At 65.5% G+C, this 26,176-nt stretch carries 20 protein-coding genes; 7 read left to right on the top strand and 13 right to left on the bottom strand.

The genetic code is table 11. The features are described 5' to 3' along the window. Positions 1–166: 166 nt before the first annotated feature. From QW887_RS30775 to QW887_RS30765, 3 genes are all read right to left on the bottom strand, one after another. A complete protein-coding gene (locus QW887_RS30775; protein WP_315753544.1) occupies positions 167–595 on the bottom strand; it encodes a GlcG/HbpS family heme-binding protein in 429 nt (142 codons plus the stop codon). A 167-nt stretch (positions 596–762) separates the two neighbouring features. Then, the gene (locus QW887_RS30770) at positions 763–3,720 is read right to left on the bottom strand and encodes an FAD-binding and (Fe-S)-binding domain-containing protein (protein ID WP_315753546.1); all 2,958 of its coding nucleotides are present in this window, start codon (positions 3,718–3,720) and stop codon (positions 763–765) included. Positions 3,721–3,833: 113 nt separating this feature from the next. Further along, positions 3,834–4,592 carry a GntR family transcriptional regulator gene (locus QW887_RS30765; protein ID WP_316183852.1) on the bottom strand — a complete coding sequence of 253 codons (759 nt, stop codon included), beginning with the start codon at positions 4,590–4,592 and terminating at the stop codon, positions 3,834–3,836. Positions 4,593–4,719: 127 nt separating this feature from the next. Here QW887_RS30765 and QW887_RS30760 point away from each other — a divergent pair, with 127 nt between their 5' ends. The 6 genes from QW887_RS30760 to QW887_RS30735 all read left to right on the top strand — a co-directional run bounded on the left by QW887_RS30760 (position 4,720) and on the right by QW887_RS30735 (position 11,459). Continuing rightward, positions 4,720–5,925, top strand: a complete 1,206-nt coding sequence (locus tag QW887_RS30760; RefSeq protein WP_316186986.1) for an alanine--glyoxylate aminotransferase family protein — start codon at positions 4,720–4,722, stop codon at positions 5,923–5,925. Positions 5,926–6,133: 208 nt separating this feature from the next. Then, entirely contained in the window at positions 6,134–7,327 is a 1,194-nt protein-coding gene (locus tag QW887_RS30755) for a pyridoxal-phosphate-dependent aminotransferase family protein (RefSeq protein WP_316195783.1), read from the top strand. Continuing rightward, complete coding sequence (locus QW887_RS30750; protein WP_315753554.1) at positions 7,327–8,124, top strand: enoyl-CoA hydratase/isomerase family protein; 798 nt, start codon at positions 7,327–7,329, stop codon at positions 8,122–8,124. Before QW887_RS30755 ends, QW887_RS30750 begins: the two co-directional genes overlap by 1 nt. A 133-nt stretch (positions 8,125–8,257) precedes the next feature. Next, on the top strand, positions 8,258–9,244 hold the full coding sequence (locus tag QW887_RS30745) for a tripartite tricarboxylate transporter substrate binding protein (RefSeq protein WP_315825115.1): 987 nt from the start codon (positions 8,258–8,260) through the stop codon (positions 9,242–9,244). Positions 9,245–9,276: 32 nt separating this feature from the next. Continuing rightward, positions 9,277–9,819, top strand: a complete 543-nt coding sequence (locus QW887_RS30740; protein ID WP_315712922.1) for a tripartite tricarboxylate transporter TctB family protein — start codon at positions 9,277–9,279, stop codon at positions 9,817–9,819. A gap of 119 nt (positions 9,820–9,938) precedes the next feature. Beyond that, a complete protein-coding gene (locus QW887_RS30735) occupies positions 9,939–11,459 on the top strand; it encodes a tripartite tricarboxylate transporter permease (RefSeq protein ID WP_315712921.1) in 1,521 nt (506 codons plus the stop codon). A gap of 61 nt (positions 11,460–11,520) precedes the next feature. Here QW887_RS30735 and QW887_RS30730 read toward each other — a convergent pair whose 3' ends face one another. The 8 genes from QW887_RS30730 to QW887_RS30695 form a co-directional block, all read right to left on the bottom strand. Further along, a complete protein-coding gene (locus QW887_RS30730; protein ID WP_316195782.1) occupies positions 11,521–14,580 on the bottom strand; it encodes an autotransporter domain-containing protein in 3,060 nt (1,019 codons plus the stop codon). An 896-nt stretch (positions 14,581–15,476) separates the two neighbouring features. Further along, a complete protein-coding gene (locus QW887_RS30725) occupies positions 15,477–15,638 on the bottom strand; it encodes a hypothetical protein (RefSeq protein WP_315712919.1) in 162 nt (53 codons plus the stop codon). Between the two features lie 167 nt (positions 15,639–15,805). Further along, positions 15,806–16,996: a CaiB/BaiF CoA-transferase family protein gene (locus tag QW887_RS30720; protein ID WP_315753562.1), complete on the bottom strand. Its 1,191-nt coding sequence runs from the start codon at positions 16,994–16,996 to the stop codon at positions 15,806–15,808. 137 nt (positions 16,997–17,133) lie between these two features. After that, positions 17,134–18,354 carry a phenylacetate--CoA ligase family protein gene (locus QW887_RS30715; RefSeq protein WP_316195833.1) on the bottom strand — a complete coding sequence of 407 codons (1,221 nt, stop codon included), beginning with the start codon at positions 18,352–18,354 and terminating at the stop codon, positions 17,134–17,136. Positions 18,355–18,480: 126 nt separating this feature from the next. Then, a complete protein-coding gene (locus QW887_RS30710) occupies positions 18,481–19,317 on the bottom strand; it encodes an ABC transporter ATP-binding protein (RefSeq protein WP_315712917.1) in 837 nt (278 codons plus the stop codon). A 166-nt stretch (positions 19,318–19,483) separates the two neighbouring features. Further along, complete coding sequence (locus QW887_RS30705) at positions 19,484–20,770, bottom strand: ABC transporter substrate-binding protein (protein WP_315753568.1); 1,287 nt, start codon at positions 20,768–20,770, stop codon at positions 19,484–19,486. A gap of 58 nt (positions 20,771–20,828) precedes the next feature. Further along, positions 20,829–21,902 carry a branched-chain amino acid ABC transporter permease gene (locus QW887_RS30700; protein WP_315712915.1) on the bottom strand — a complete coding sequence of 358 codons (1,074 nt, stop codon included), beginning with the start codon at positions 21,900–21,902 and terminating at the stop codon, positions 20,829–20,831. A gap of 3 nt (positions 21,903–21,905) precedes the next feature. After that, positions 21,906–22,799: a branched-chain amino acid ABC transporter permease gene (locus QW887_RS30695; RefSeq protein ID WP_315712914.1), complete on the bottom strand. Its 894-nt coding sequence runs from the start codon at positions 22,797–22,799 to the stop codon at positions 21,906–21,908. A gap of 89 nt (positions 22,800–22,888) precedes the next feature. Here QW887_RS30695 and QW887_RS30690 point away from each other — a divergent pair, with 89 nt between their 5' ends. Then, the gene (locus tag QW887_RS30690) at positions 22,889–23,254 is read left to right on the top strand and encodes an endonuclease domain-containing protein (protein ID WP_316183846.1); all 366 of its coding nucleotides are present in this window, start codon (positions 22,889–22,891) and stop codon (positions 23,252–23,254) included. A 110-nt stretch (positions 23,255–23,364) separates the two neighbouring features. Here QW887_RS30690 and QW887_RS30685 read toward each other — a convergent pair whose 3' ends face one another. Then, a complete protein-coding gene (locus QW887_RS30685) occupies positions 23,365–25,296 on the bottom strand; it encodes a long-chain fatty acid--CoA ligase (RefSeq protein ID WP_315753572.1) in 1,932 nt (643 codons plus the stop codon). After that, a complete protein-coding gene (locus QW887_RS30680; protein WP_315712912.1) occupies positions 25,293–26,114 on the bottom strand; it encodes an ABC transporter ATP-binding protein in 822 nt (273 codons plus the stop codon). Before QW887_RS30680 ends, QW887_RS30685 begins: the two co-directional genes overlap by 4 nt. Between the last annotated feature and the right edge of the window lie 62 nt (positions 26,115–26,176).

Raw genomic sequence — 26,176 nt, 5'->3', positions numbered from 1 at the left:
GCCGGCAATGTTTCGGGCCGGTCAAGCCGGCCGAATGAATTCTCCGTCAGCCGCGATCTGAGCCGTGGAATTCGACGCATGATCGATCAGGCTTCGAGAGGGCGGCCAGCCCCCTCGAGATTGTGGGACGGAAAAGCTCGCTGAGCTTTGCAGGTGCGACCGGAGCTCAGCCCGGATTGGCCTTGAGGCCGGCGGCCTCGATACCGGCGACGGCGCAGATCTCGTCATTGTCGGAGCTGTCGCCGGAGACGCCGACGGCGCCGACGAGCGTCGTGCCGTCCATGATCAGCACGCCGCCGGGCACCGGGACCATGCGGCCCTGGGCCAGCGTGTTCACGGCGTCGATGAAATAGGCCTGCTCCTGGGCGCGCTGGAACAGGGCGCGGGAGCCGAGGCCGAGCGCCAGCGCGCCATAAGCCTTGCCATGCGCGACCTCGGCCCGCATCAGGCTGGTGCCGTCCTGGGCGGCGGCCGCCTTCAGGCAGCCGCGGGCGTCGAGCACCATCACGGCGAGCGGCTTGAGCTTCTTCTCGATGCCCTTCGCGAGCGTGGCATCCAGAATCTTGCGAGCGGCGTCGAGCTTGAGATCGGCCATGTCGGTGTCCTTTGCGATTTGTGATGAAAAGTCGGCTCTATCATCCGTCATTGCGAGCGAAGCGAAGCAATCCAGGACGAAAGAAAAGGTCTGGATTGCTTCGTCGCTACGCTCCTCGCAATGACGAACATTGAGGTCGCGCTCCGCGGCGTCCGGTCTCTCGTGACCTACGTTGATGCTTGCGCCCGCTCCAGGCTCATCGCCAGGAGCTGCGCGGCGTGAACGGCACCGCGGGCGGCGCCGTCCTGGATCTGGTGGCGGCAGGAGGTGCCGTCGGCAACGATGAACGTTGCGGCGTCGGCGTTGCGCACGGCGGGCAGCAGCGACGCCTCCGCCATCTGCTGCGAGACCTCGTAGGTCTCCGCGCCATAGCCGAACGCGCCGGCCATGCCGCAGCAGGAGGATTCGATGGTCTCGACCGTGAGCTCCGGAATGAGTCGTAGCACCTGCTCGACAGGCTTGAAAGCGGCGAAGGATTTCTGATGGCAATGGCCGTGCAACAAGGCCTTACCGGGCAGGGGGGCGAGCGGCAGCGCCAGCCTGCCGCTCTCGGCCTCGCGCGCCAGAAACTCTTCCAGCAGCAGCGCGTGTGCGCTGATCGTTTTCGCGGTGGCGTCGTTGCGCAGCGACAGCAGTTCGTCGCGCAGCGTCAGCAGACAGCTTGGCTCGAGGCCAATGATCGGCACGCCGCGCGAGGCGAACGGCGCGTAGGTCTCGACCAGGCGCTGCAGCTCGGACTGGGCCTCGTCGACGAGGCCGGCGGAGAGGAAGGTGCGGCCGCAGCACAGGGCGCGGCCGCCATCGGCCGGCTTGGGCACGTAGACGCGATAGCCGCCGGCGATCAGCACGCGCAGCGCGGCGTCGAGATTTTCGCGCTCATAGACGCGGTTGAAGGTGTCGCCGAACAGCACGACCTCGCGGCCATCAGCCGGACCGAACGCGTCGGCGTCGACGCGGAAGGTGTCGGTGCGGAAGGCCGGAAGCTTGCGCTTGGCGCTGATGCCCGCAACGCGCTCCATCAGCACGCGCAGGGGCGCAACATGATTGCGCAGGTTCACGAGCGGCGCGATGCGGGCAGCCATATCGGCATAGCGCGGCAGATAGGCGACGAGCCGGTCGCGCAGCGTGAGGCCATGCGTCGTCGCCCGGGCCGCCAGCACCTCGATCTTCATCTTGGCCATGTCAACGCCGGTCGGGCACTCGCGGCGGCAGGCCTTGCAGGAGACGCAGAGCTTCAAGGTCTCCATCATCTCGTCGGACGACAGCGCGCCGGGACCGAGCTGGCCGGAGATCGCGAGCCGCAAGGTATTGGCACGGCCGCGCGTGACATCCTTCTCGTCGCGGGTGGCGCGATAGGACGGGCACATCACGCCGCCGTCGAGCTTGCGGCAGGCGCCGTTGTTGTTGCACATCTCGACCGCGCCCTGGAAGCCGCCGGCGGCACCCGGATAGGCCGACCAGTCGAGCACCGGCTTGATGTCGTCGACGATGCGGTAGTCCGGCGGATAGCGGAACAGCGAGCGGTCGTCCATCCTGGGTGGATCGACGATGCGGCCAGGATTGAGCACGTTCGCCGGATCGAAGCGCTGCTTGACCTCCTTGAAGTCGGCGACGATGCGGCTGCCGAACATCTGCTCGTGGAATTCCGAGCGCACGATGCCATCGCCATGCTCGCCGGAATGCGAACCCTTGTACTCGCGCACCATGGCGAAAGCTTCCTCGGCGATGGCGCGCATCGCCTTGACGTCCTTCTCCAGCTTCAGGTTCAGCACCGGGCGCACATGCAGGCAGCCCTCGGAGGCGTGCGCGTACATCGTGCCGCGCGTGCCGTGCCTGGCGAACACCTCGTTGAGCCGCGCGGTGTAGTCGGCGAGGTGGGGCAGCGGCACGGCGCAGTCCTCGACGAACGACACCGGCTTGCCGGCCTCCTTCATCGACATCATCACGTTGAGGCCGGCGGCGCGGAAGTCGGCGACGGCGGTCTGAAGCGCAGGGTCTGATATCTCGACGACGCCGCCCCATTTGCAGATCTCGTTGCTCCAGGAGAAGCCGAGATCACCCATCAGCTCGGAGAGCTGCTTCAGCTTGGCGAGGTTCTCGTCCTTCGTCTCCTCCGCGAACTCGACCACCAGGATCGCGTCGGGATCGCCGCGCACCGCCGCCGCGATCACCGGCTGGAACATCGCGATGTCGCGGCCCAGCCCGATCATGGTGCGGTCGACCAGCTCGACCGCGATCGGCTTCAGCTTGACCAGATGCTGGGCCGCATCCATCGCCTGATAGAAGCTGCCGAAATGACAGACGCCGAGCACCTTGGTGCGGATCAGCGGCCACAGCTTGAGCTCGATCCGGGTGGAGAAGGCCAGCGTGCCCTCGGAGCCGACCAGCAGATGCGCCAGGTTGTTGGCGGCGTTGCGCGGCGTCAGTGCGTCGAGATTGTAGCCGCCGACGCGGCGCTGCACCTTGGGAAACCTGTCGGCGATCTCCGCGGCCTCGCGCTCGCCCAGCGCCAGCATGTCGCGAAACAACCTGCGCGCGCTGTCCGGCGCGCTGACGTCACGAAGGTCTCGCGCCACCTCGCCGAAATGCGCCAGCGTGCCGTCGGCCAGCGCGGCGTCGATGGCGATGGTGTTGTCGCGCATCGTGCCGTAGCGCAGCGAGCGGCCGCCGCAGGAATTGTTGCCGGCCATGCCGCCGATCGTGGCGCGGGACGCCGTGGAGACGTCGACCGGAAACCAAAGGCCGTGCTTCTTGAGCTGGCGGTTGAGGTCGTCGAGCACGATGCCCGGCTCGACCACGCAGGTCCGCCCCTCGACATCGAGCGAGACGATGCGGTTCAGGTGCTTGGAGAAGTCGACGACGATCCCCTCGTTGACCGTCTGGCCGCATTGCGAGGTGCCGCCGCCGCGGGGCGTGACGATGCGGCCGTCGTCGCGGGCGATGGCGAGCGCACGCAGCGCCTCGTCCATCGTGCGCGGCACGACCACGCCCGCCGGAATGACTTGGTAGAACGAGGCGTCGGTGGCGTAGCGGCCGCGGTTGAAGCGGTCGAAGAAGACGTCGCCTGTCATCTCGGCGCGGAGCTTCTGTTCGAGCCTGGACGGACCGGCTTTGGCGTTCGGCATGGTGATCCCTGGTGGGGCCCGGCTGTCGTCCGGCGGGCGCTGTTCCGCCCGGTGTCATTCATTTCCGCAAATGCGTCAATCTGATTGCATGCAAATTTGCGCAATCCCCGGCGTTATTCGACCTTGTCTGGCTTGGCTCCCGCCAGCGGCGGCTGGCTCTCGGCGAAGTACGCGATCGCAGCCGCGCCCTTGTTGCGCAGATGCTGGAACAGGATGTCGGACAGCTCGCTTCCGGCGCGCCGGCGCAGGGCATCGAGGATCAGCTCATGCTCGCGCATGGCCTCGCTCCAGCGTTCGCGCTTGCGGGCGAAATTGGCCGAGAAGCGAACCCGGCGGATGCGGCCCGCCAGGCTCTCATAGGTCGCATGAAGGGTGGCGTTGGCGGCGGCGTCGACGATCGCCCGGTGGATCAACTGGTTCATGCGGAAATAGCCCTGCATGTCCTGCCGCATGTAGAATCCGTACATATCATGATGAAATTGCTCGATTTCCGCGATCGCTTCATCTGAAATCTTCTCGCAGGCGAGGCGTCCGGCGAGGCCTTCCAGGCCTCCCATCAGGTCGAACAATTCGTGGATGTCGGCGGCGCTGAGGGGGCGCACCCGGGCGCCGCGATTGGGCAGCAGCTCGACCAGCCCCTCGGCTGCGAGCACCTTGAGCGCTTCGCGCAAGGGGGTGCGGGACACCCCCAGCATTTCGCAAAGCTGCCGCTCGGACAGGCGTCCGCCGTCGGCGACATGGCCCTCGACGATGTAGTCGCGCAGCCGCGCCAGGATCTCGTCATGCAGCGAGGTCTCGTCCCGCGCAGGCACGGATCGACCGCTTGGCCCTGCCAAGGGTGGCGTCTCGATATCGGGAATCGTGGAATTCATCTTACGCATTGTAGCGGTAGTTACAGATGTGGTCGACCTCGTGCGTGCATGCGATTGAGCTCTTGCATGCTGAAGGATTGAATGCAATCATGGGTGCCAGAATGCCGTCGTCGCCCGGAGCTCTGTCGTGACCCGTCCCCAAGGCCGTCATTTCTTGCATATTCCGGGCCCGAGTCCGGTGCCCGAGCGGGTGCTGCGGGCGATGGATATGCCGGTGATCGATCACCGCAGCGCCGAGTTCGCCGAACTCGGCAAGGCCGTGCTCGGCGGCTCGCAGGCGATCTTCAAGACCACGAGCCCGGTGATCATCTATCCGTCTTCGGGCACCGGCGCCTGGGAGGCTGCCATCGTCAACACGTTGTCGCCGGGCGACAAGGTGCTGATGGTCGAGACCGGCCACTTCGCCACGCTGTGGCGGCAGATGGCGGCGCGGTGGGGAATCGAGGTCGACTTCATTCCCGGCGACTGGCGCCGTGGCGTCGACCCTGCCGTCATCGAGGAGACGTTGGTCGCCGACGCCGGTCATCGGCTCAAGGCGGTGATGGTCGTGCACAACGAAACCTCGACCGGCGCGACCAGCCGGATCGGTGAGGTGCGCGCCGCGATGGACCGCGCCAAGCATCCGGCGCTGCTGATGGTTGACACCATCTCCGGTCTCGCCTCGGCCGACTTCCGCTTCGACGAGTGGAAGGTCGATGTCGCCGTGTCCTGCTCGCAGAAGGGCTTCATGCTGCCGCCGGGGCTCGGCTTCAACGCCGTCTCGGACAAGGCGCGCCTTGTTGCCAAGGCCAACAAGATGCCGCGCTCGTTCTGGGATTGGGAGGACATGCTGAAGCTGAACGCGAACGGCTTCTTCCCCTATACCCCGGCGACGAACCTGCTCTATGGCCTGCGCGAAGCGATTGCCATGCTGCTCGAGGAGGGGCTCGACCAGGTGTTCGCGCGCCACCAGCGGCTTGCGGCCGCGACCCGCGCCGCGGTCGAGCATTGGGGTCTCGAGGTGCTGTGCCAGGAGCCGAAGGATTTTTCCCCGGTGCTGACCGCCGTGCTGATGCCGCCGGGCCATGACGCCGATCAGTTCCGCCAGGTCGTGCTCGACAATTACAACATGTCGCTCGGCTCGGGCCTGTCCAAGGTCGCGGGCAAGGTGTTTCGCATCGGCCATCTCGGCGAGTGCAATGCGCTGACCCTGATGGCGGCGCTGAGTGGAGTCGAGATGGGGCTGCGTGCGGTCGGCGTGCCGCATCGCGCGGGCGGTGTCGATGCCGCGATGGTGCTGCTGGATGAGCCATCGCAGGGCAATGCGCCGCGCCAGCTTGCGGCGGTGAAATGAGGCCAAACCGCGTGCAGCAAGCTGGGGCGTCCCGCTATGCCGCACTGCACAGAAGAAGGGGATTTGTGTGCATCTGAGGGATGTCAGCCCGGAGCGATCGGTGCTTGCGTCTTCTTTATTGACGCCAGCGGTCTGGCGGGAGAAAAGCGCGGCCAGCGCGTGGGATGCCACGTCCGCGCACCAACCAAATGACCGGGGATGGACGCCAATGACTGTGCACACGGGACGGCATTTTCTTCAGATTCCGGGACCGACCAACGTGCCCGACCGCGTGCTGCGCGCGATGGACATGCCGACCTTGGACCATCGCGGTCCGGAGTTCGCGGAGCTCGGCTTCGCCGTGCTGGCGGCCAGCCAGCGCATCTTCCGCACCAAGCAGCCGGTGATCATCTATCCGTCGTCGGGCACCGGCGCGTGGGAAGCCGCGATCGTCAACGCGCTCGCGCCCGGCGACAGGGTGCTGATGGTTGAGACCGGCCAGTTCGCTGTGCTGTGGCGGGGCATCGCCGACAAGTTCAAGCTCGACGTCGACTTCATCCCCGGCGACTGGCGTCATGGCGCCGACGTCGCGGCGATCGAGCAGCGTCTGGTCGACGACAAGGCGCACAAGATCAAGGCCGTCTGCGTCGTGCACAACGAGACCTCGACCGGCTGCCTGACGCCGCCGCTCGAGGTGCGCAAGGCGCTCGACCGGTCCGGCCACCCGGCACTCCTGATGGTCGACACCATCTCCGGCCTCGGCTCGATGGAGTATGAGCACGACGCCTGGGGCATCGACGTCTCCGTCGCGGGCTCGCAGAAGGGCCTGATGCTGCCGCCGGGCCTCGGCTTCAACGCCGTCTCGGAGAAGGCGCTCGCCGCCGCCAAGGCCAATCCCGGCATGCGCTCCTACTGGGACTGGCAGGAGATCATCACCTTCAACAAGCTCGGCACCTTCCCGTACACGCCGGCCTGCAATCTGCTGATGGGCCTCAACGAGGCGCTGAAGATGCTGGAGGAGGAGGGGCACGAGAACGTGTTCGCCCGCCACCGCCGCCACAGCCTTGCGACGCGCGCCGCCGTGAAGGCGTGGGGCCTCGACACGCAATGCGCCGATCCGCAGGCGCATTCGCCGGCGCTGACCGGCGTGGTCATGCCCGAAGGCCATGACGCCGATCAGTTCCGAAAGACCGTGCTGGAAAACTTCGACATGTCGCTCGGCACCGGCCTCAACAAGATCAAGGGCAAGGTGTTCCGCATCGGCCACATCGGTCATTTCAACGACCTGATGCTGATGGGGACGCTCGCCGGCGTCGAGATGGGCCTTGCGCTCGCCAATGTGCCGCATCGTGCCGGTGGCGTGCTCGCGGCAATGGACGTCCTGAAGGCGCGCGAGGCGGCGCCAATCCCGAAGGTGGCCTGATGACCGCGCCTGTGACCGGCTCCGACGATCTGATCTATGCCGTCGACGACGGCATCGCCAAGATCACCTTCAACCGGCCGCAGGCGCGCAACGCGATGACCTTCGCGATGTACGACCGGATGGCCTCGATCTGCGAGGCCATCAATGCCGACCGGTCGATCAAGGCGCTGATCCTGACCGGGGCCGGCGACAAGGCGTTTGCCTCCGGCACCGATATCTCGCAATTCCGCGCCTTCAAGACCGCGCAGGATGCGCTCGACTACGAGGCGCGGATCGACCGCGTGCTCGGCACGCTGGAGCTGTGCCGTGTGCCGGTGATCGCGGCGATCGCGGGCGCCTGCACCGGCGGCGGCGCCGGCATCGCCGCCTGCTGCGACATCCGCATCGGCACCGAGACGGCACGTATCGGTTTTCCGATCGCGCGCACGCTCGGCAACTGCCTGTCGATGTCGAACATCTCGCGCGTGGTCTCCTTGATCGGACCGGCGCGCACCAAGGATCTGATCTTCAAGGCACGGTTGGTCGAGGCGCCGGAGGCGCTCGCGCTCGGTCTGCTCAACGAGATCGTGCCTGACGTCGAGACGCTGCAGACACGCGCGCTGGAGACCGCGAGGCTCATCGCCTCGCACGCGCCGATCACCCTCGAGGTGACCAAGGAGGCGGTGCGCCGCATTCGCCGGACCCTGTCGCGGGACGAGGGCGAGGATTTGATCCTGCGCGCCTATATGAGTGAGGATTTCCGCGAGGGCATGGAGGCGTTCCTCAACAAGCGGACGCCGAACTGGAAAGGCAAGTAGTCCAATGCCGTGCTTGCGACCTTATGCCGAGGAACATGAGGCCGCATCATGCTTGTGTTCTTGAACTGACCACAATAAGCCAGCAGTATCCTGGTAGGATGCAAGCTGGCGCTTCGAACGGGGAAGAAAACACGTGCGCAAACTCATCAAGATCGCGGCCGCAACGGCGGCCTTTTTTGCAACTGCGCCCGCCTTTGCCGGCTGGGAGCCGACCAAGCCGGTCGAGATTGTCGTCGCCGCAGGCGCTGGCGGTGCATCAGACCAGATGGCGCGGATGATGCAGGCTGCCATTCAGAAGAACAATCTTCTGAAGCAGCCGGTTGTCGTGTCGCTGAAGGGCGGCGCGTCGGGCGCCGAAGCCCTGATGTACATGAAGTCCAGCGACGGCGATCCGAACAAGATCCTGATCGCCTATTCGCTGATCTACATGCTGCCGCTGTCGGCCAAGCTGCCGTTCGACTGGCACGAGCTGTCGCCGGTCGCGGTGATCGCACTCGATCAGTTCGTGCTGTGGGACAACGTCAACGGCCCCAAGACGGTGAAGGAGTTCATCGAGGCTGCCAAGGCGTCGAGCTCGCCGTTCAAGTTGGGCGGCACCGGCTCCAAGCGCGAAGATCACGTGCTCACGGTCTTCATGGAGAAGAAGACCGGAGCCAAGTTCTCCTATCTGCCCTACAAGTCGGGCGGCGAGGCTGCGACCCAACTGGTCGGCGGGCACACCGAAGCGAACGTCAACAATCCGTCCGAGAATCTCGAAGTCTGGCGCGCCGGCCAGGTGCGTCCGCTCTGCGTGTTCGACAAGGAGCGCATCTCCTACACGACCAAGGTCACGGAGACGCAGTCCTGGAACGACATTCCGACCTGCAAGGAGGAGGGGCTGGACGTGCAATACCTGATGCTGCGCGCGATGTTCCTGCCGGGCAAGGTGACGCAGGAACAGCAGGAGTTCTACGTCGACCTGTTCAGCAAGCTGGTGCAGACACCGGAGTACAAGGACTACATGGAGAAGCAGGCGCTGAAGCCGATCTTCCTCACCGGCAAGGACATGCTGCAGTTCCTCGAAGAGGACGGCTCGCTCAACAAGCAGCTGATGACGGAAGCCGGCTTCGTCGCCAAGTGAGGCTGGGCGGGGCGAGGGGATGAGGAGGATCGATGTCCAACGCTGAGCTCGAGATTGCCGTCGACGATCCGACCGCGCCGGAGGAGAATTCTCCGGCCGTCACCTCCACCCGGACCGTCGACGTCGCGGTCTCGCTGCTGCTGCTCGCGCTCGCGGCCGTACTCGCCTGGGACAATTGGCGGACCGGCGCGTCCTGGGACTCGACCGGTCCGGAGCCCGGCTACTTTCCGTTCTATCTGTCGGTGATCCTCGGCGGCGCCAGCCTTTACGGGATCGGCGCGGCGTTTCTGTCCAGCAAAGAAGCGGTCGAGACTTTCGTGACGCGCGCGCAGCTGCGCCGTGTGATGGCGGTGTTCGTGCCGACGCTGCTGTTCTGCATCGCCATGCAGTTTCTCGGCATCTATGTCGCGAGCTTCCTGCTCATCGCCGGGTTCATGCGTCTCGTCGGCAAGATCGCGATCTGGAAATCGCTGCTCACGGCGTTCCTGTTCAGCGCCGTGATGTTCGTGACGTTCGATGTCGTGTTCGACGTGATCATGCCGAAGGGCCCGCTCGAAGCGGCGTTCGGGTACTGACACCGGTCTCTCCGCCGTCATTGCGAGGAGCAACGCGACGACGCAATCCAGGGCTGCGCACTCGACTCTGGATTGCTTCGCTGTGCTCGCAATGACGAGGAAACAGTTGGAATGAAATCATGGAAGCCTTGGGTCTGCTGCTGCACGGGTTCGCGGTCCTCCTGACCTGGAAGACGCTGCTGCTGATGATGGTTGGGCTCGTGCTCGGCGTCTTCGTCGGCGTGCTGCCAGGGCTGGGGGGGCCCAACGGCGTCGCCATCCTGCTGCCGCTGACCTTCTCGATGGACCCGACCTCGGCCATCGTGATGCTGTCCTGCATCTACTGGGGCGCGCTGTTCGGCGGCGCCATCACCTCGATCCTGTTCAACATTCCCGGCGAGGCGTGGTCGGTGGCGACCACTTTCGACGGCTATCCGATGGCGCAGCAGGGCAAGGCGGCGGAGGCGCTGACGGCCGCCTTCACCTCGTCGTTCATCGGCTCGCTGGTCGCGGTGATGCTGATCACCTTCCTGGCGCCCTGGATCTCGTCGTTTGCGTTGAAGTTCGGTCCGCCTGAATTCTTCGCCGTGTATCTCCTGACCTTCTGCTCATTCGTGGGCTTGGGACGCGAGGACAAGCACAAGACGGTCATTGCGATGGCGCTCGGTCTGCTGCTTGCCGGCGTCGGCATGGACACCGTGTCCGGTCAGTTGCGGATGACCTTCGGCTCGACCGATCTGTTGCGCGGCATCAACTTCCTGGTCGCGGTCATCGGCCTGTTCGGCATCAGCGAGATCCTGCTGACGATGGAGGAACGCCTGGCGCTGCGCGGTCACGCCGCCGCGATCTCCTTGCGCACGGTGCTCGCCGTCTGGAAGGACCTGCCGAAATACTGGATGACCCTGCTGCGTTCCTCGGTGATCGGCTGCTGGCTCGGCATCACGCCGGGCGGCGCGATCGCGGCCTCCTTCATGGGCTACAACCTCGCCAAGCGATTCTCCAAGAATCCGGACAGTTTTGGCAAGGGACGCATCGAGGGCGTGTTCGCGCCTGAGACGGCCGCGCATGCCTCGGGCACCGCGGCGCTGCTGCCGATGCTGGCGCTCGGCATCCCCGGCTCGGGCACCGCGGCGATCCTGCTAGGCGGCCTGATGGTGTGGGGCCTCAATCCCGGCCCGCTGCTGTTCGTGGAGCACAAGGACTTCGTCTGGGGCCTGATCGCGTCGATGTATCTCGGCAATGTCGTCGGCCTCGTGCTCGTGCTTTCCACCGTGCCGATCTTCGCCTCGATCCTGCGCGTGCCGTTCGCGGCCGTGGCGCCGATGATCGTGGTGTCCTGCGCCATCGGCGCCTACGCGATCCAGAACGCGATGTTCGACGTCTGGCTGATGCTCGGCTTCGGCGTCGTCGGTTATGTCTTCAAGAAGATCAAGATCCCGCTGGCGCCGTTCACCTTGGCGCTGGTGCTCGGCAGCCGTGCCGAGGACGCGTTCCGGCAGTCGATGATCATCTCCGGCGGCAACATGAAGGTGTTCTGGGCGAACGGGCTGGTGGGCACCATCACGACGCTGGCGATCGTGCTGCTGTTCTGGCCGCTGATCGATCGTGTGATCGCGACCTTCAGCAAGTCGGGAGCGCCGGCCGCGAAGGCCGAGGCTTAGTACGGTTGTCGCTGATCACCCCTGCCAGCTGGACGCCTGCGCTCGATCGGCTACGCCGCTCCTACCACGAGTAGCGCACGCTGCCCTTGCCGGCATAGGAACGGGTGACGCTCGAGAACTCGCCTTCGAACGTCGCCATGGCGCTCCAGCCGTTCTGCCAGCTCATCTCGACCGAGGTCGTCGTCAGCGCGGAGTCGCGCGCCTGCGCGGCGCCGTTGACGACGAAGCTTGCGCCCTGCAGCGTCTGGAACGTCGCCGCGACCGAACGATCGGGATTGAGGTCGTGCGCCCAGGCGAGGCGGCCGCGCAAGGTGAGGGCGCCGTCTGCCAGCGCGTAGGACTTGTCGGTGCGTAGGCCGAACTCGGTGCGTGTGTCGGTGACGGTCTTGCCGGTGTAGCTCAGTGCGAAGGTCGACGTGCCGGAGATGGCCTGCTCCACATAGGCCGGTAGGCGCAGGCTCGTCACCTGCGCAGCCGCGTAAGGCGTCAGGCCGATGCCGCCTATGGGAGCGACGAAGCGCGTGCCGCCCTCGATGCGGCCGATCCAGGCATTGGCTTGATAGGTCGCGCGCAGCCGGTCGACACCGGAGATGGTGACGGTGCGATCCGCGGTGACGTCCTGCCAGCCATAGGCCAGGGCCGCTCTCAGATAGCTCGGGCCGATATGATGATGCAGATAGGCGCCGGCCTGGAACAGGTCGGAGCGGCCGGAGCCGAGGCCGTTGACGCTGAAGCTGGTGCCGCCGCCGCCGAGCGCGAAGCCCGCAATCGTGCGCGGTGCGATCCGGTAGTCGGCGCCGACGGCGGTGCCGGCGATGCGGCTGGTGGTATCGTTGGAGCCGACGACTGCATTGCCGCTGGTCGTTTGCGAGCCGCCGAAGCCTGCCGCCCAGACATTCCAGCGCTGCGCAAAGTCGGCCGGCCTGTCGTCAGTCAGCATCGCGAAAGCATCGGTGCGCTTGCGGGATGTGTCAGCATAGCTGATCGCGCCCCCGCCGCTGGCTTGACGTTGTGCGAAGGGATCGGTCAGCAGGCTGGCGAACTGGCTCATGGCGTTGAACGTGGTCTGTTGCACGCCGGTGGCGCTCTCGCCGGACGCCTGCGTAAGGCCCGCCTGGTTCAACTTGCCGAACACGACGGGAATATCGCCGGTGCGATCGAAGAACGCCGACAGCGTATCGCCGACCGTCTTCTGATTGCCGTTGAGTCCGCCGGGCACGGCGAAGGCGAGGATCAGATCGAGATAGACGTTGTTGGCGTCGTAGCTCAGGCTGGTCTTGAAGCCGGAGGGCAGGTTGGTCTTCACCACCGATCCGAAGCCGCCCGAGATGCCGCCGCTCGTGGTCAGGATGGTGTAGCGCTTGTCGATATAGCCGCCGCCGGTGCCGAACACGGCGTTGACGGTGGCGCCGCCGAGGGTGGCCGTTCCGGTGACGCTCGCGAATGAGGCCGTGGTCGGATCGAGCTGCACCAGATAGTACGCACCGGACTGGAAGGCGAGATTGCCGACGATGGTCATCGACGAGCCGGCGGTGCCATTGCCCGGCGCCAGCGTGCCGCCGGCATTGATGCCGACCGTCATCGGCGGATCGACGAGACCCGCACCCGTCAGGGTGCCGCCGGCATTCACGGTCACCCCAGAGGTGTTCGTGATCGCACCTTCGACGTCGAGCACGCCGCCGTCGATGGTCGTCGCCCCGGTGTAGCTGCTGGTGCCTGACAAGGTCAGGATGCCTACGCCGACCTTGGTGAGCCCCCCCGTGCCCGAAATCGTCCCGCTGAGTGTCGCGTTGTTGCCGTTGGTATCGAACGTGCCGCCGCCGGCATTGAGGGTCACGGTCCGGCTGGAGCTGAAGCCGGCGAGATATTGCAGCGTGCCGCCACCGAACGACATGCTGCCGGAAGCATCGCCGAGATTGGCATCTGATGACACCGCGAGCGCGCCCTGGTTGATGCTCCACGGCGTAACCGCGGTCGTCGTGCCGGCCAGCGTCCAGGTCGCGGTGCCCGTCTTCACGAAACTCGAGAAGCCCTGGAATTGTGCGGTCGCGCCGATCGTGGAAACGTCGAAGCTGCCGTTCGCGGCGCCACCGAGCCGGAACGTATCGGTGCCGGTGCCGACGACGTTGCCATTGATGATCGAGCTCGCCCAGATCTCCAGCACGTTGCTGCCGCCGGTGAAGCTGATGGCGGCGGGGGCTGCGAACAATCCGAAGCCGTTACCGCGCGAGATCGTGCCGCTGTTGATGATCGCGAGATTGGCGCCGATGACGCCCGCACCGGCCGTTCCAGCCGTGCCGGAGTGACTGGTATCCGTCGCGCCGGCCACGCCTGCGTCGCCGCCGGTGATGGTGCCGGAGTTGATCAGCGTGCCGCCCGCGGCGAAGGCGACGCCGGCGGCACCACTACCACCGTCGCCACTCGCATTCGGTTGGGTGCTGGATGGCGCGTCACCACCATTTCCGCCGCCACCGCCTTTGATGGTGCCGGCGTTGTTCAGCACGACGCTGCTTCCCGTCAGAAAGATACCGTAACCGCCCTGGCCGCCGTTGCCGCCCCAGCCATTCACGACGACATTTAGCGAGGCAGCCGCGCCGCCATTGCCGCCCTTGCCTCCCGTGATGCTGCTGCCATTGCTGTAGGTGAGCCCGTCGCCATCGACGACCACCCCGTATCCGCCGGCGCCGCCGCCGCCACCGCCGAAATCCCCGGTGGTGGCGCCGCCACGTCCACCATTGCCGCCGGACAGCGCTGCGGAGTTGCTCGTGTCCGTGGTTACGACGGCGCCATGTGCGCCACCGCCACCTCCGCCTCCGCTGTGAATCGAGAAGCCGCTTTGACCGCTTAGTCCGTTGGCGCCCGGACCGATCCCGCCGCTGCCACCCGGTGCGGCACCGGTCGAATCGCTGCCGCCGGCCCCGCCGAGTGTGCCGGCGCCGCCACCGCCGCCGCCTCGGGTAGGAATAGGTGCATTGGCGCCGACATTTCCAACGGCCGTGGCCGAGCTGGCACCGCCATTGGCGAAGGTGTCCTGGCTGCTGCCGCCGGCGCCGCCTCTGGTGGCCTGCGCAACGGCTGGCGCCGCCGCAAGCACCGGGGTGACCAGCGCGGCCGCTGACAACCAGCACAACCGCCTCGAGCGCGAGACCGTATGGGAACCGGATCGGTTTGCGATCAGCACGTCAGCCTTTGCATCTTCGCGATTGAATCCATGTCGTGCAGGCGCCGTCAGGCGCCTCCAATCGTGCCAGACGGCATATCGCAGCCAAGATCGCCTCGGCGGGTACTGTGATTTTTTGGGTGGATTTCGAGACGGCCTAAGTTCGTCGCTGCCTGTGACCGTCGTGCAACATTCGATACGAACCAGCCTCCGCGTCCGGTTGTGCGTGGTCGTTCCGCAACCGAATGGCGCGCATGCGGCGGGCTTGTGCAGCATGGGCTGTGGCATCAGCGATCCTGCCTCAAACGCTGCGGATAGACCGCGACGAGCACCTGAATTGCCCAGATTCTCCCTGCGCGTCAGCCTCGCGGACCGAGCAGACCAAACGCGGCGGGTGAACAGGCCACACGCTGAGGCTCCCACGACCATCGGCATCAGTTGCGAGTTTCTGATTGGGACCATGCCGTAATTGGTTCGCGGATTGTGGTGGATAGGACTTGGCTGGGAACACCAAAACAATCGTACCGATGTTCGAAGCCGTCCGGTGCTTCTCCAGAGGTTGTGTCTTTGCGATGACAGCATTTTAGGCAGAGCGGTGATAGGCTCCATTCATGGGCAGATATCGTTCTGCTCACGCGCGGTGCCTGATCTCTGGTCATCGCGCCCTGATGTTTCCTCCCGAGACGATCACCTTGCCCGGCGCGTGCGTCGGGCTTTTTTTTGCGTTCGGTGGATCAGAGTTCGCAGCTCATCCCGTCGCCCTCGAAAAGAAAAAGCCTCCGTCCGGCTTTCGGAACGAAGGCTTCGAGCAAAGATGATGCAGGTCAGCGGGCGCGCGGACCCGAGGCGAGTCAGCCTCAGTGGGCCTTCTCCGCAACCGGCATGTGGTACCAGTCGGACTCGTTGTCGAGCATCGTTTCGTCGAACGGCAGAACGCCGACGTGATTCAGAGCGGCCGCGTTGACGTCGCGCACCATGTCCATCGCCGTCAGAAACTCGTTCAATTCCGTCGCGCTCATGGAAGGCTACTCCTCACACGCGCGGGCCGAAGGGGTCCGCGATCAACTGATGCGAAGAGATTAACGCGGTCTCCCTCTGGCCTCAATCCCGCCCAGGTCGAAGTTCCAACGTGGTGACATCTGGGCCACAGCGGCGGGATGCCGCAGCTTGGTCATATTGCACCTGCTCACACGACGCGGTGCAGCCGGAGATCGGCGATCTCGCCATCGGTGAAGCCGAACTCGGAGAGGATCTCCTCGGTCTGCTCGCCGAACTCCGGCGGCCGTGCCGCCATCCGGCTCGGCGTGCGCGACAAGGTGAAGGGCTGCGCCACCAGCGTGATGTCGCGGCCGTCGTCGCTGGCGACCTGCTGCGCCATGCCGAGATGCTTCACCTGCGGGTCCTCGAACATCTGATCGATCGCGTAGATCGGCCCGCAGGGCACGCCGGCGGCATTGAGCTCGGCGACCCATTGCTCGCTCGTCTTCGCCAGCGTGCGCGCATTGATCTCGGCGTTGAGCGCATCGCGGTTCTTGGAGCGCGCCGGCGCGGTCGCGTAGTCCGGATTGTCGATCCATTCGGGCGCGCCGAGCGTCTGGCACAGCCGCTCCCAGATCCGCCCCCCCGTGGCGGCGATGTTGATGTAGCCGTCGGAAGTCTTGAACACGCCGGTCGGAATGCTGGTCGGATGGTTGTTGCCGGCTTGAGGGGCGACCTCCTTCTCCATCAGCCAGCGTGCGGCCTGGAAGTCGAGCATGAAGATCTGCGCCTGCAACAACGACGTCTGCACCCACTGGCCCTCACCGGAGACCTCGCGCTCGAGCAGCGCGGTGAGGATGCCCATCGCGCAGGACAGGCCTGCGGAGAGATCGGCGATCGGGATGCCCGCGCGCATCGGGCCCTCGCCGGGCGCGCCGGTGATCGACATCAGCCCGCCCATGCCCTGCGCGATCTGATCGAAGCCCGGCCGCTTCGCATAGGGGCCGTCCTGGCCGAAACCGGAGATGCTGCCATAGACGATGCGCGGATTGACGTTGCGCACGGCCTCGTAGTCGATGCCGAGCTTGGTCTTCACATCAGGGCGATAGTTCTCGATGACGACATCGGCCCGCTTGGCCAGCCGCATGAACACCTCGACGCCCTTTGGGTCTTTCAAGTTGAGCGTCATCGCGCGCTTGTTGCGATGCAGGTTCTGGAAGTCGGAACCGCGGCGCGGGCCGCCCAGGGCCTCGCCACCATCCTCCATCATGGCGTCGATCTTGATGACGTTGGCGCCCCAATCGGCGAACTGCCGTGCGCAGGTCGGGCCGGCGCGCACCCGCGTCAAATCGAGGACAGTGAAGCGGGACAGGGCTTTGGACGCGCGCGGAAAGGCCATGCGGACGAACTCCGAGAGAACGTGACATGGCTGTATAGGAGAGCGCGCGGGAGGCGACAATTGCGTGCGGGTGGTGCGGGCCGCCCCGCTCATGCCGCTGGCGCAGGGCTTCCTGCTACGGGAACAACACGAGGAATTCACCGCTCGTCGGCGATCACCTTGCCGTCGTTGGGCAGCGTGCCTGGTGCGATCAGCTCGATGCTGCCGCCGAGCTTGGTGATGTTGCGCAGGCTGGCGGCGAGCGCGTCCTGCAGGCCATCTGATGGCGAGGCGCATTCCGCCTTCAGCGTCATCGCATCGGTCTCGCCGGCGCGGGTGACGACCAGGCGGAGGCGGCCGAGCTCCGGGTGGCGCTTGCCGATCTCGGCGACCTGCTCGGGGCGCACGAACATGCCCTTGATCTTGGTCGTCTGGTCGGCGCGGCCCATCCAGCCCTTGATGCGCATGTTGGTGCGGCCGCAGGCGCTGGTGCCGGGCAGGGCGGCGGTGAGGTCGCCGAGGGCAAGGCGAATCCAGGGATGGTGGGGATCGAGCGAGGTGACGACGATCTCGCCGACATCGCCTGGCGCCACCGGATCGCCGGTGCCGGGGCGGACGATCTCCAAGATCAGGTCCTCGTTGACGACCATGCCGTCGCGCGCTGCGGTCTCATAGGCGACGATGCCGAGATCGGCGGTGCCGAACGCCTGATAGGCATCGATGCCGCGCGCCTTCATCTCGGCCTGCAGTGACGGCGGGAACGCCGCGCCCGACACCAGCGCGCGCTTGAGCGAGGACACGTCGCGGCCGGCGCTGGCGGCGCTGTCGAGCAGGATCTTCAGGAAGTCGGGCGTGCCGCTGTAGCCGATCGGGCGATAGGCCTCGATCAACTCGAACTGCGCCTCGGTGTTGCCGGGGCCAGCCGGGATCACCGCGCAGCCGAGCGCGCGCGCCGAGGCGTCGAAGATGAAGCCGCCGGGCGTGAGGTGATAGCTGAAGGTATTGAGTACGATATCGCCGCTGCGGAAGCCCGAGGCGAACAGGGCGCGGGCGCCGCGCCAGGGATCGCTGTGCGCCGCCTCCGGTTCGAAGATCGGCCCGGGCGACGTGAACAGACGCGAGAACGCGCCGGGCGCCTGCGCGACGAAGCCGCCGAATGGCGGGGCCGCCTTGTGCAGGGCAGGCAGCTCGGATTTGCGCAGCACCGGCAGTTGCGCGAGCGCAGCGCGCGTCGTGATGTCCTGGGGATCGATGTCCTGCAGCAGCGCGGCATAGGCCGGCGCCTTCATCGCCGCGTGCAGCACGTCGGGCAGGCGGCCGAACAGATCCTGCTCGCGGGCTGCGGGATCACGGGTTTCGAGGGCGTCGTAGTGGGTCATCGTACCCAGTCCTTGAATCTTGCGGTCGTCATGCCCGGGCTTGTCCTGGGCATCCACGTCGTTCATCGTTGCGGCTCGTGCGTGGATGGCCGGGTCAAGCCCGGCCATGACGAGGAGAGAGTTCGGCTACAGCCACCGCTTCCGCCGCTTGAAGCTCTTCAGGTTCTTGAAGCTCTTGCGCTGGTCGCCGGCGCCGCCGAGGTAGAATTCCTTGACGTCCTCGTTGTCGCGCAAGCTGTCGGCGGTGCCGTCGAGCACCACCTTTCCCTGTTCCATGATGTAGCCGTGGCTGGCCACCGACAGCGCCGCGCGCGCATTCTGCTCGACCAGCAGGATGGTGACGCCGAGATCCCTGTTGATCTCCTTGATGATCGCGAACACTTCCTTCACCAGTAGCGGCGACAGGCCCATCGACGGCTCATCCATCAGGATCATCTTCGGCCGCGCCATCAGCGCCCGTCCGATCGCCAGCATCTGCTGTTCGCCGCCGGAAAGATAACCCGCAAGGCCGGTGCGTTCCTTCAGCCGCGGGAAATAGTTGAACACCATCTCGATGTCACTGTTGACCTCGCGATCGGATCGCGTGAACGCCCCGAGCTTGAGGTTCTCCAGCGACGTCATGTCGGAGACGATGCGGCGGCCCTCCATGACCTGGAAGATGCCGCGGCGGACGATCTTCTCCGGATCGATGCCGTCGATGCGCGTGCCGTCGAACATGATCTCGCCGCGCGTGACCTCGCCGTCCTCGGTCTTCAACAGGCCGGAGATCGCCTTCAGCGTCGTCGACTTGCCGGCGCCGTTGGCGCCGAGCAGCGCAACGATCGCGCCCTTGGGCACGTCGAGGCTGAGGCCGCGCAGCACCAGGATGACGTCGTCATAGACGACCTCGATGTTGCGGACGGAGAGCAGGGGGGCTGCGCTCGCGGTCGCATTTGCATTGGGCTTATCGAGGGTCTCAACCATATCCGTTCACCTCACTGTCGTCCCCCGCGGTAGGCGGGGGGCCCAGTATTCCAGAGCCGCCGATGCTCGGTGGAGAAGCCGCGGCGTACCGGATCCCCCGCTTTCGCGGGGGATGACGATGGCGTGCGGAGCGGCTGCTGAGTTGATTCAGCGGCCGCCTGGCAACCTACCAACCCGCCCATTCCGCCTTGCGCGGCAGCTCGATGGTCTTGACCTTCTCGAGCTTGATCGTGCCCTTGGCCATGAGATCGTTGAGGTCGCCATCGGTCGGGCCGGTCACCTTGGCGCGATAGAGGTCGACCTTCATCGTGCCGCGGTGATCCTTGTCGGTCCAGGTCGAGGGGCTGCAGACGCCTTCCATCCCTGCGGGCACCCAGTCCTTCTTCTGGTAGAAGCCCTTGGCGACGTTCTCGCCGGTGGCGCCGCCATTCTTCGCAGCCCACTCGATCGCCTCCTTCATGTAGAGCGACGAGCAGACCGCGGCGACATAGTGCACCGGTCGATAGACCTTGCCGGTCGGGTCGGACATCTTGGAGATCTCCTGCACCGTCTTCATGCCCGGCGCATCGCCGCCCCAGGCCACCGAGGTGCGCAGCGGAAAGACGACGCCGTCGGCGGCATCGCCCGCGGTCTTGGCGGCGTTCTCGTCCATGCCCCAGACGTTGGACAGGAATTGGACGTCGACGCCGGCATTCTTGCAGGCCTTCATCACCGAGATGTTGGAGGCCGCGGTGTTGCCCAGATAGGCGTAGTTGGCGCCGGAGCTCTTCAGGCTCAGGCACTGCGCGCTGTAGTCGCCGGGCGCCAGCGCGAACACCAGCGGCGGCAGCACCTCGAAGCCGAGCTCGGTGGCGAGCGCTTCGCCCGCGGCCTTCGGCGCGTTGGGATAGGGATGGTTGGCGCCCATGTGCACGAATTTCGGCTTGCCGGGCTTGCCCTTCGACTTCCAGTCCTCGGCCGCCCAGGTCAGCTCGGCGCGCAGTGCGTCCGAGTAGCTTGGGCCGTAGAAGAAGTTGTACGGCGCGGCCTTGGCCTTGCCGCTGGTGCCTTCAGGGTCGGTCAGCGCGGCGGCGTAGGAGCCGGACATGTCAGGGATCTTGTCGTTGGCGAGGAAGCCGGTCAGCGCCTCGGTGTCCGCGGTGCCCCAGCCCATGATCGCCGCGACCTTGTTGTCCGGGGCCGACCACTTCTTGTACAGCGCGATCGCGCGCGGCACCTGGTAGCCGTAGTCGTTGCTGTCGACCGCGAGCTGCTTGCCGCCGATGCCGCCGTTCTTGTTGACCCAGGCGAAGGTGTCCATCACGGCCTGGCCATAGGGCGTGCCGACGTCGGACGTGCCGCCCGAGAGATCCTGCAGATGTCCGATTGCGATCTGCTGCGCCTGCGCCGTTGAGGCGAAGGCGCCTGCGAGCAGCGCCAGCGCCGCCGAGCCGAGCAATGATTTCATCGTCATAGTGCTTCCTCCTGTGATGCGTTCGGGCCGGATTGTCGCCGGTCCCTGTTGGTTGAGTTCAATGTGAGAACGGATAGAGCTTCCAGTATGTCTTGATCTGGCGCCAGCGATGCGCCAGCCCGTCGGGCTCGAACATCAGGAAGGCGATGATGATCAGGCCGATCGCGATCTCGCGCAAAAAAGTGATGTTGTTGTTGAGCGCGAGCGCCTTGTCGATCGCGCCGCCCTTGAGGTGGTGGCTCAGCCATTCCATCGATTCCGGCAGCAGAACGACGAATGCTGTCCCCATCAGGGTGCCCATGATCGAACCGGTGCCGCCGATGATGATCATGGCGAGAAACAGGATCGAGCGCTCGATGCCAAAGCCTTCCTGCGAGATCACCAGCTGGTAGTGCGCGTAGAGCGCGCCGGCAATGCCGGCGAAGAACGCGGCGAGGCCGAACGACAGCGTCCGGTACTTCGTCAGGTTGATGCCCATGATCTCGGCCGAGAGATAGTGGTCGCGGATTGCGATCAGCGCGCGGCCGTCGCGGGTGCGCATCAGGTTGGTGACCAGGAGGTAGCACACCACGACATAGGCCAGCACGACGTAGAAATATTGCCGGTCGCCGCGCAGCGTATAGCCGAAGATCGAGAACGGATTGGCGGAGGCCGGCACCGAGCCGCCGGAGAACCACTCGGCGCGAGAGAAGAAGTCGAGCAGGATGTATTGCGCGGCGAGGGTGGCGATGACGAGATAGAGACCCTTCAGCCGCGCCGCCGGAAGTCCGAAAATCAACCCGACGAGTGCTGTGATCACCCCGGCGAGCGGGATCGCGAAGAACACCGGGATCGCGTAGGTGTTGTTGATATAGGCCGAGGTGAAGGCGCCGAGCAGGAAGAAGCCGGCCTGTCCGATCGAGATCTGGCCGGTGAAGCCGACCAGGATGTTGAGGCCTAGCGCGGCGATGGCGAAGATGCCGATCTGGATCGAGACCGACAGCCAGTATTCGGAGAACACCTGCGGCGCGAAGCACAGGAGGATCACGCCGGCGATCGCGAAATTGCGGCTGGTTCTGGTCGGGAAGATCGTGGTATCGGCCGCGTAGGAGGTGCGGAAGTCGCCGGCGGGTATCGTGGAGCGCGCAACCATGATTCAGATCCGCTCGATGTCTTTGGTGCCGAACAGGCCGTAGGGCTTGATCATCAGGATGATGATCAGCACGTAGAATGGCGCGATCTCGTACAGATTGCCCCAGTGCAGATACTGGCTGTCGACATACTGCGCGATGTTCTCGAGGAGGCCGATGATGATGCCGCCGAGCACGGCGCCACCGACCGAGTCGAGGCCGCCGAGGATCGCCGCCGGAAAAACCTTGATGCCGTAGGCCGACAGGCCGGAGGAGACGCCGTTGACCACGGCGACGACAACACCGGCCACGGCCGAGACCGTTGCCGAGATGGCCCAGGCCATCGCGAACACGTTCTTGACGGAGATGCCGAGCGATTGCGCGACCTGCTGGTTGAAGGCGGTCGCCCGCATCGCGAGGCCATATTTGGAGGCCTTGAAGAACCAAGCCATGCCGAGCATCATCAGGATCGATACCACGAGGCTCATGACGTAGACCGTCTGGATTTGAAGTCCGAACAGGTCGACGGACGTGCTGGCGAACACTGGCGGGAACGGCTGGGGGTTGACGCCGAACATCCATTTCAGCGCCGCCTGGAACACGGTCGACAGGCCGATCGTGACCATGATGACGGAGATGATGGGCTCCCCGATCATCGGACGGAGGATCACGACCTGGATCGCGATGCCGAACGCGAACATGAAGACCAGCGTCAGCGGCATGCCGACCCAGAACGGCACCTGATATTTCGTCAGCAATGCCCAGCACACCCAGGCGCCGATCAGCAGCAGCTCGCCTTGCGCGAAATTGACGACCTGGGTCGCCTTGTAGATCAGCACGAACGACATCGCGACCACGCCATAGAGCGTTCCGACGACGAGGCCGTTGACGAGGAGCTGGATGAGGAAGGCGGTGTTCATGACGATGCGCGAGGTGCTAACCTCTCCCCGCTTGCGGGGAGAGGTCGGATTGCATCGAAGATGCAATCCGGGTGAGGGGGACCATCCACATGCGCCCTGGTAATGAGGTCAAGACGGAGCGCGCGAGACGATTGCGGGAAAACTCGACCGACGCGGAAAACGCGCTCTGGTCCCGCCTTCGTGGGCGAAGGCTGGGTGGACATAAGTTCGTTCGGCAAGAACCGATTGGGGTTTATACGGTCGATTTCGTTTGCCGGGAGAGCCGCTTGATCGTCGAAGTCGACGGTGGGCAGCACGCGGAAAGTCAGACGGACGTCGCCCGCGACAATTGGTTTCGCGCTCACAACTATCGAGTGTTGCGCTTCTGGAACAACGACGTGCTCGGTAACATTGGGGGTGTTCTCGAGACGATTGTCAGCGTCCTCGCGGAGGCTCCCCCTCACCCGGAGCGCTGACGCGCTCCGGCCTCTCCCCGCAAGCGGGGCGAGGCGAGGGCCGGCACCATTCTCTCCCACAAGGGGAGAGGGCGTAGTCATGCGCGGCGCAGCTTCGTGAAGCATCCGCATCACTCCGCGGCCTCCGCCATGGCGCCATGTCCACCCAGATCCACCACCTTCAGCGTCGTGCGGATGCGCTGGGTGGTGCCGTCCTGGAAGCGGATGACGGTATCGACGGGGATGGCAGGCTTGCCGCCATAGATGCCGTCGATGATATCGGCGTACTTCTCGTTGATGACGCTGCGACGCACCTTGCGCGTACGTGTGAGCTCGCCGTCGTCGGCGTCGAGCTCCTTGTAGAGCAGGAGGAAGCGGGCGATGCGCTGCGCCGGCGGCAGGTGGGCGTTGACGGTCTCGACCTCCTTCTGCAACAGCGCGTAGACCTCGTTGCGCGAGGCGAGATCGGAGTAGGTGGTGAACGCGATGCGGTTCTTCTCCGCCCATTTCGAGATGATCGAGTAGCGGATGCAGATCATCGCGGCGAGATGCTCGCGGCCGGCGCCGAGCACGACGGCCTCGGCAATATACGGCGAGAACTTCAGCTTGTTCTCGATATATTGCGGCGAGAAGCGTTCGCCGCGCGCGGTCTCGGCGAGATCCTTGATGCGGTCGATGACGACGAGCTGCTTCGCCTCGTTGAAATAGCCGGCGTCGCCCGAATGCATCCAGCCGTCCTTGACGTCGGCGGCCGAGGCTTCCGGGGCCTTGTAGTAGCCCAGGAACATGTTCGGATGGCGTACCAGGATCTCGCCGATCCCCTGGCTGTCGGGCTGGTCGATCTTGATCTCGATGTCCTCAGCCATCGGCACGCCCGTCGTGTCCGGATCGACCTCGTCGGCCGGGTGCAGCGTGTAGGCCCCGAGCAGCTCGGTCTGGCCGTAGAGCGTGCGCAAGGGCACGCCCATGGCGCGGAAGAACTTGAACGTGTCGGGCCCGAGCGCGGCGCCGCCGGTGGCGGCCGAGCGCAACCGGGTGAAGCCGAGCCGGTCGCGCAGTGCCCGGAACAGCAGCATGTCGGCAAGGCTCGAATGCTGGCCCCTCTCCAGCGCGGCAAGGCCGGTCGACATGCCCAGATGATACAGCCGCTGCTTCAGCGGCGAGGCGTCCATGACGGCGGCACGGACGTCGGCCGCGATCTGCTCCCACACCCTCGGTGCGAACAGCACGAAGGTCGGCGCGATCTCGCGGAAGTCGTTCATCATCGTATCGGGCTCTTCGACGAAGTTGACCTTCATCCGGCAGAGCAGACCTTTGCCGAGCACATAGACCTGTTCCATGATCCAGGGCAGCGGCAGCACCGAGACGTATTCGTCCTCCGGTCCCTTGGGATCGAAGGCGAGATAGGTGGCGCAATGCTTGAGCACGCGCGCGGCCGAGAGCATCGCGAGCTTTGGATGCGAGGTCGTGCCCGAGGTGGTGCAGAGGATGGCGACGTCGTCGCCGACGGTTGCATCGACCATGCGGTCGTAGAGATCGGGCTCGCGCGCCGCCCGGTTGCGGCCGAGCTCGGCGAGCTTGTCCGCCGGCAGCAGCCTGGGATCGTCATATTTGCGCATGCCGCGCGGATCGGAATAGACGATGTGCTTGAGCGCCGGCACGCGCTCGGCGAGGTTGAGCAGCTTGTCGACCTGCTCCTCATCCTCAGCGAACACCAGTCGCGCCTCGCCGTAATTGAGCAGGTAGGCGGCCTCGTCGTCGAGCACGTCCCGATAGAGCCCGAGGCTCATGGCCCGGATCGCATGCGTCGCGACCTCCGCGGCAACCCAGTCCGGCCGGTTGTCGCCGATGATGCCGATCACGTCGTCCTTGCCGAGGCCGAGCTCCACCATGCCGAGCGCGAAATCGCACACGCGCGCCTGGTAGTCGGCCCAGGTGAAGGTGTGCCACAGCCCGAGATTCTTCTCGCGCAGCGCGATCTCCGTCCCGTGCTCTTTCGCGTTCAGCCGTAGCAGCTTCGGATAGGTGTCGGCCTGCTTGACGCGACCCGCATAGTCCATCATGCCGCGTCCTCCGCGATGGACGGCGCCTCGTCGGGATCGACCAGCAGTTCGTCCTCCTCGCCGAGATAGGCACGCTTGACGTGAGGATCGGCGAGCACGGCGGCCGGGTCGCCCTCGGCGATCTTGCGGCCGAAATCGAGCACCATGACGCGATGGGAGATGTCCATGACCACGCCCATGTCGTGCTCGATCATCACGACCGTCATGCCGAATTCCTCGTTGAGGTCGACGATGTAGCGCGCCATGTCCTCCTTCTCCTCGAAGTTCATGCCGGCCATCGGCTCGTCGAGGAGGATCAGATGCGGCTCCAGCGCCATGGCGCGCGCCAGTTCGACGCGCTTGCGCAAACCGTAGGAGAGGGTGCCGGCGGGCGCCTTGCGCACCGACTGCAGGTCGAGGAAGTCGATGATCTGCTCGACCTTCTCGCGATGCTTCAGCTCCTCGCGCCGCGCGCCGGTGAGCCAATACAGAGAGCCGGTGAGGAAATTGTTCTTCAGCAGGTGATGGCGCCCGACCATGATATTGTCGAGCACGCTCATGTGGTGGAACAGCGCGAGGTTCTGGAAGGTGCGGCCGATGCCGATGTTGGCGCGCGCGCTCGGTGGCAGGCCGGTGATGTCGCGGCCGCGATGGAACAGGCGGCCCTCGGTCGGCTTGTAGCGGCCGGAGATGCAGTTGACGATCGAGGTCTTGCCGGCGCCGTTCGGGCCGATGATCGAGAACAACTCGCCCTCGCGCACGCCGAAGCTGACGTCGGTCAGGGCTCGCACCCCACCGAAACGCAGCGACACTCCGCGCGCTTCCAACGTATAGTCCAAGTCGTCCTCCCGAACTGTCTTCGGCGCTTGGCGCGCTCTTCAAGGCATCGTGTCGCGCGACG

The sequence above is a fragment of the Bradyrhizobium sp. SZCCHNRI3052 genome (assembly GCF_032484895.1).
Classification (GTDB): Bacteria; Pseudomonadota; Alphaproteobacteria; order Rhizobiales; family Xanthobacteraceae; genus Bradyrhizobium.
The sequence above is the reverse complement of the archived record's forward strand: the minus strand, read 5'-3'. Positions and strand labels throughout refer to the sequence as shown.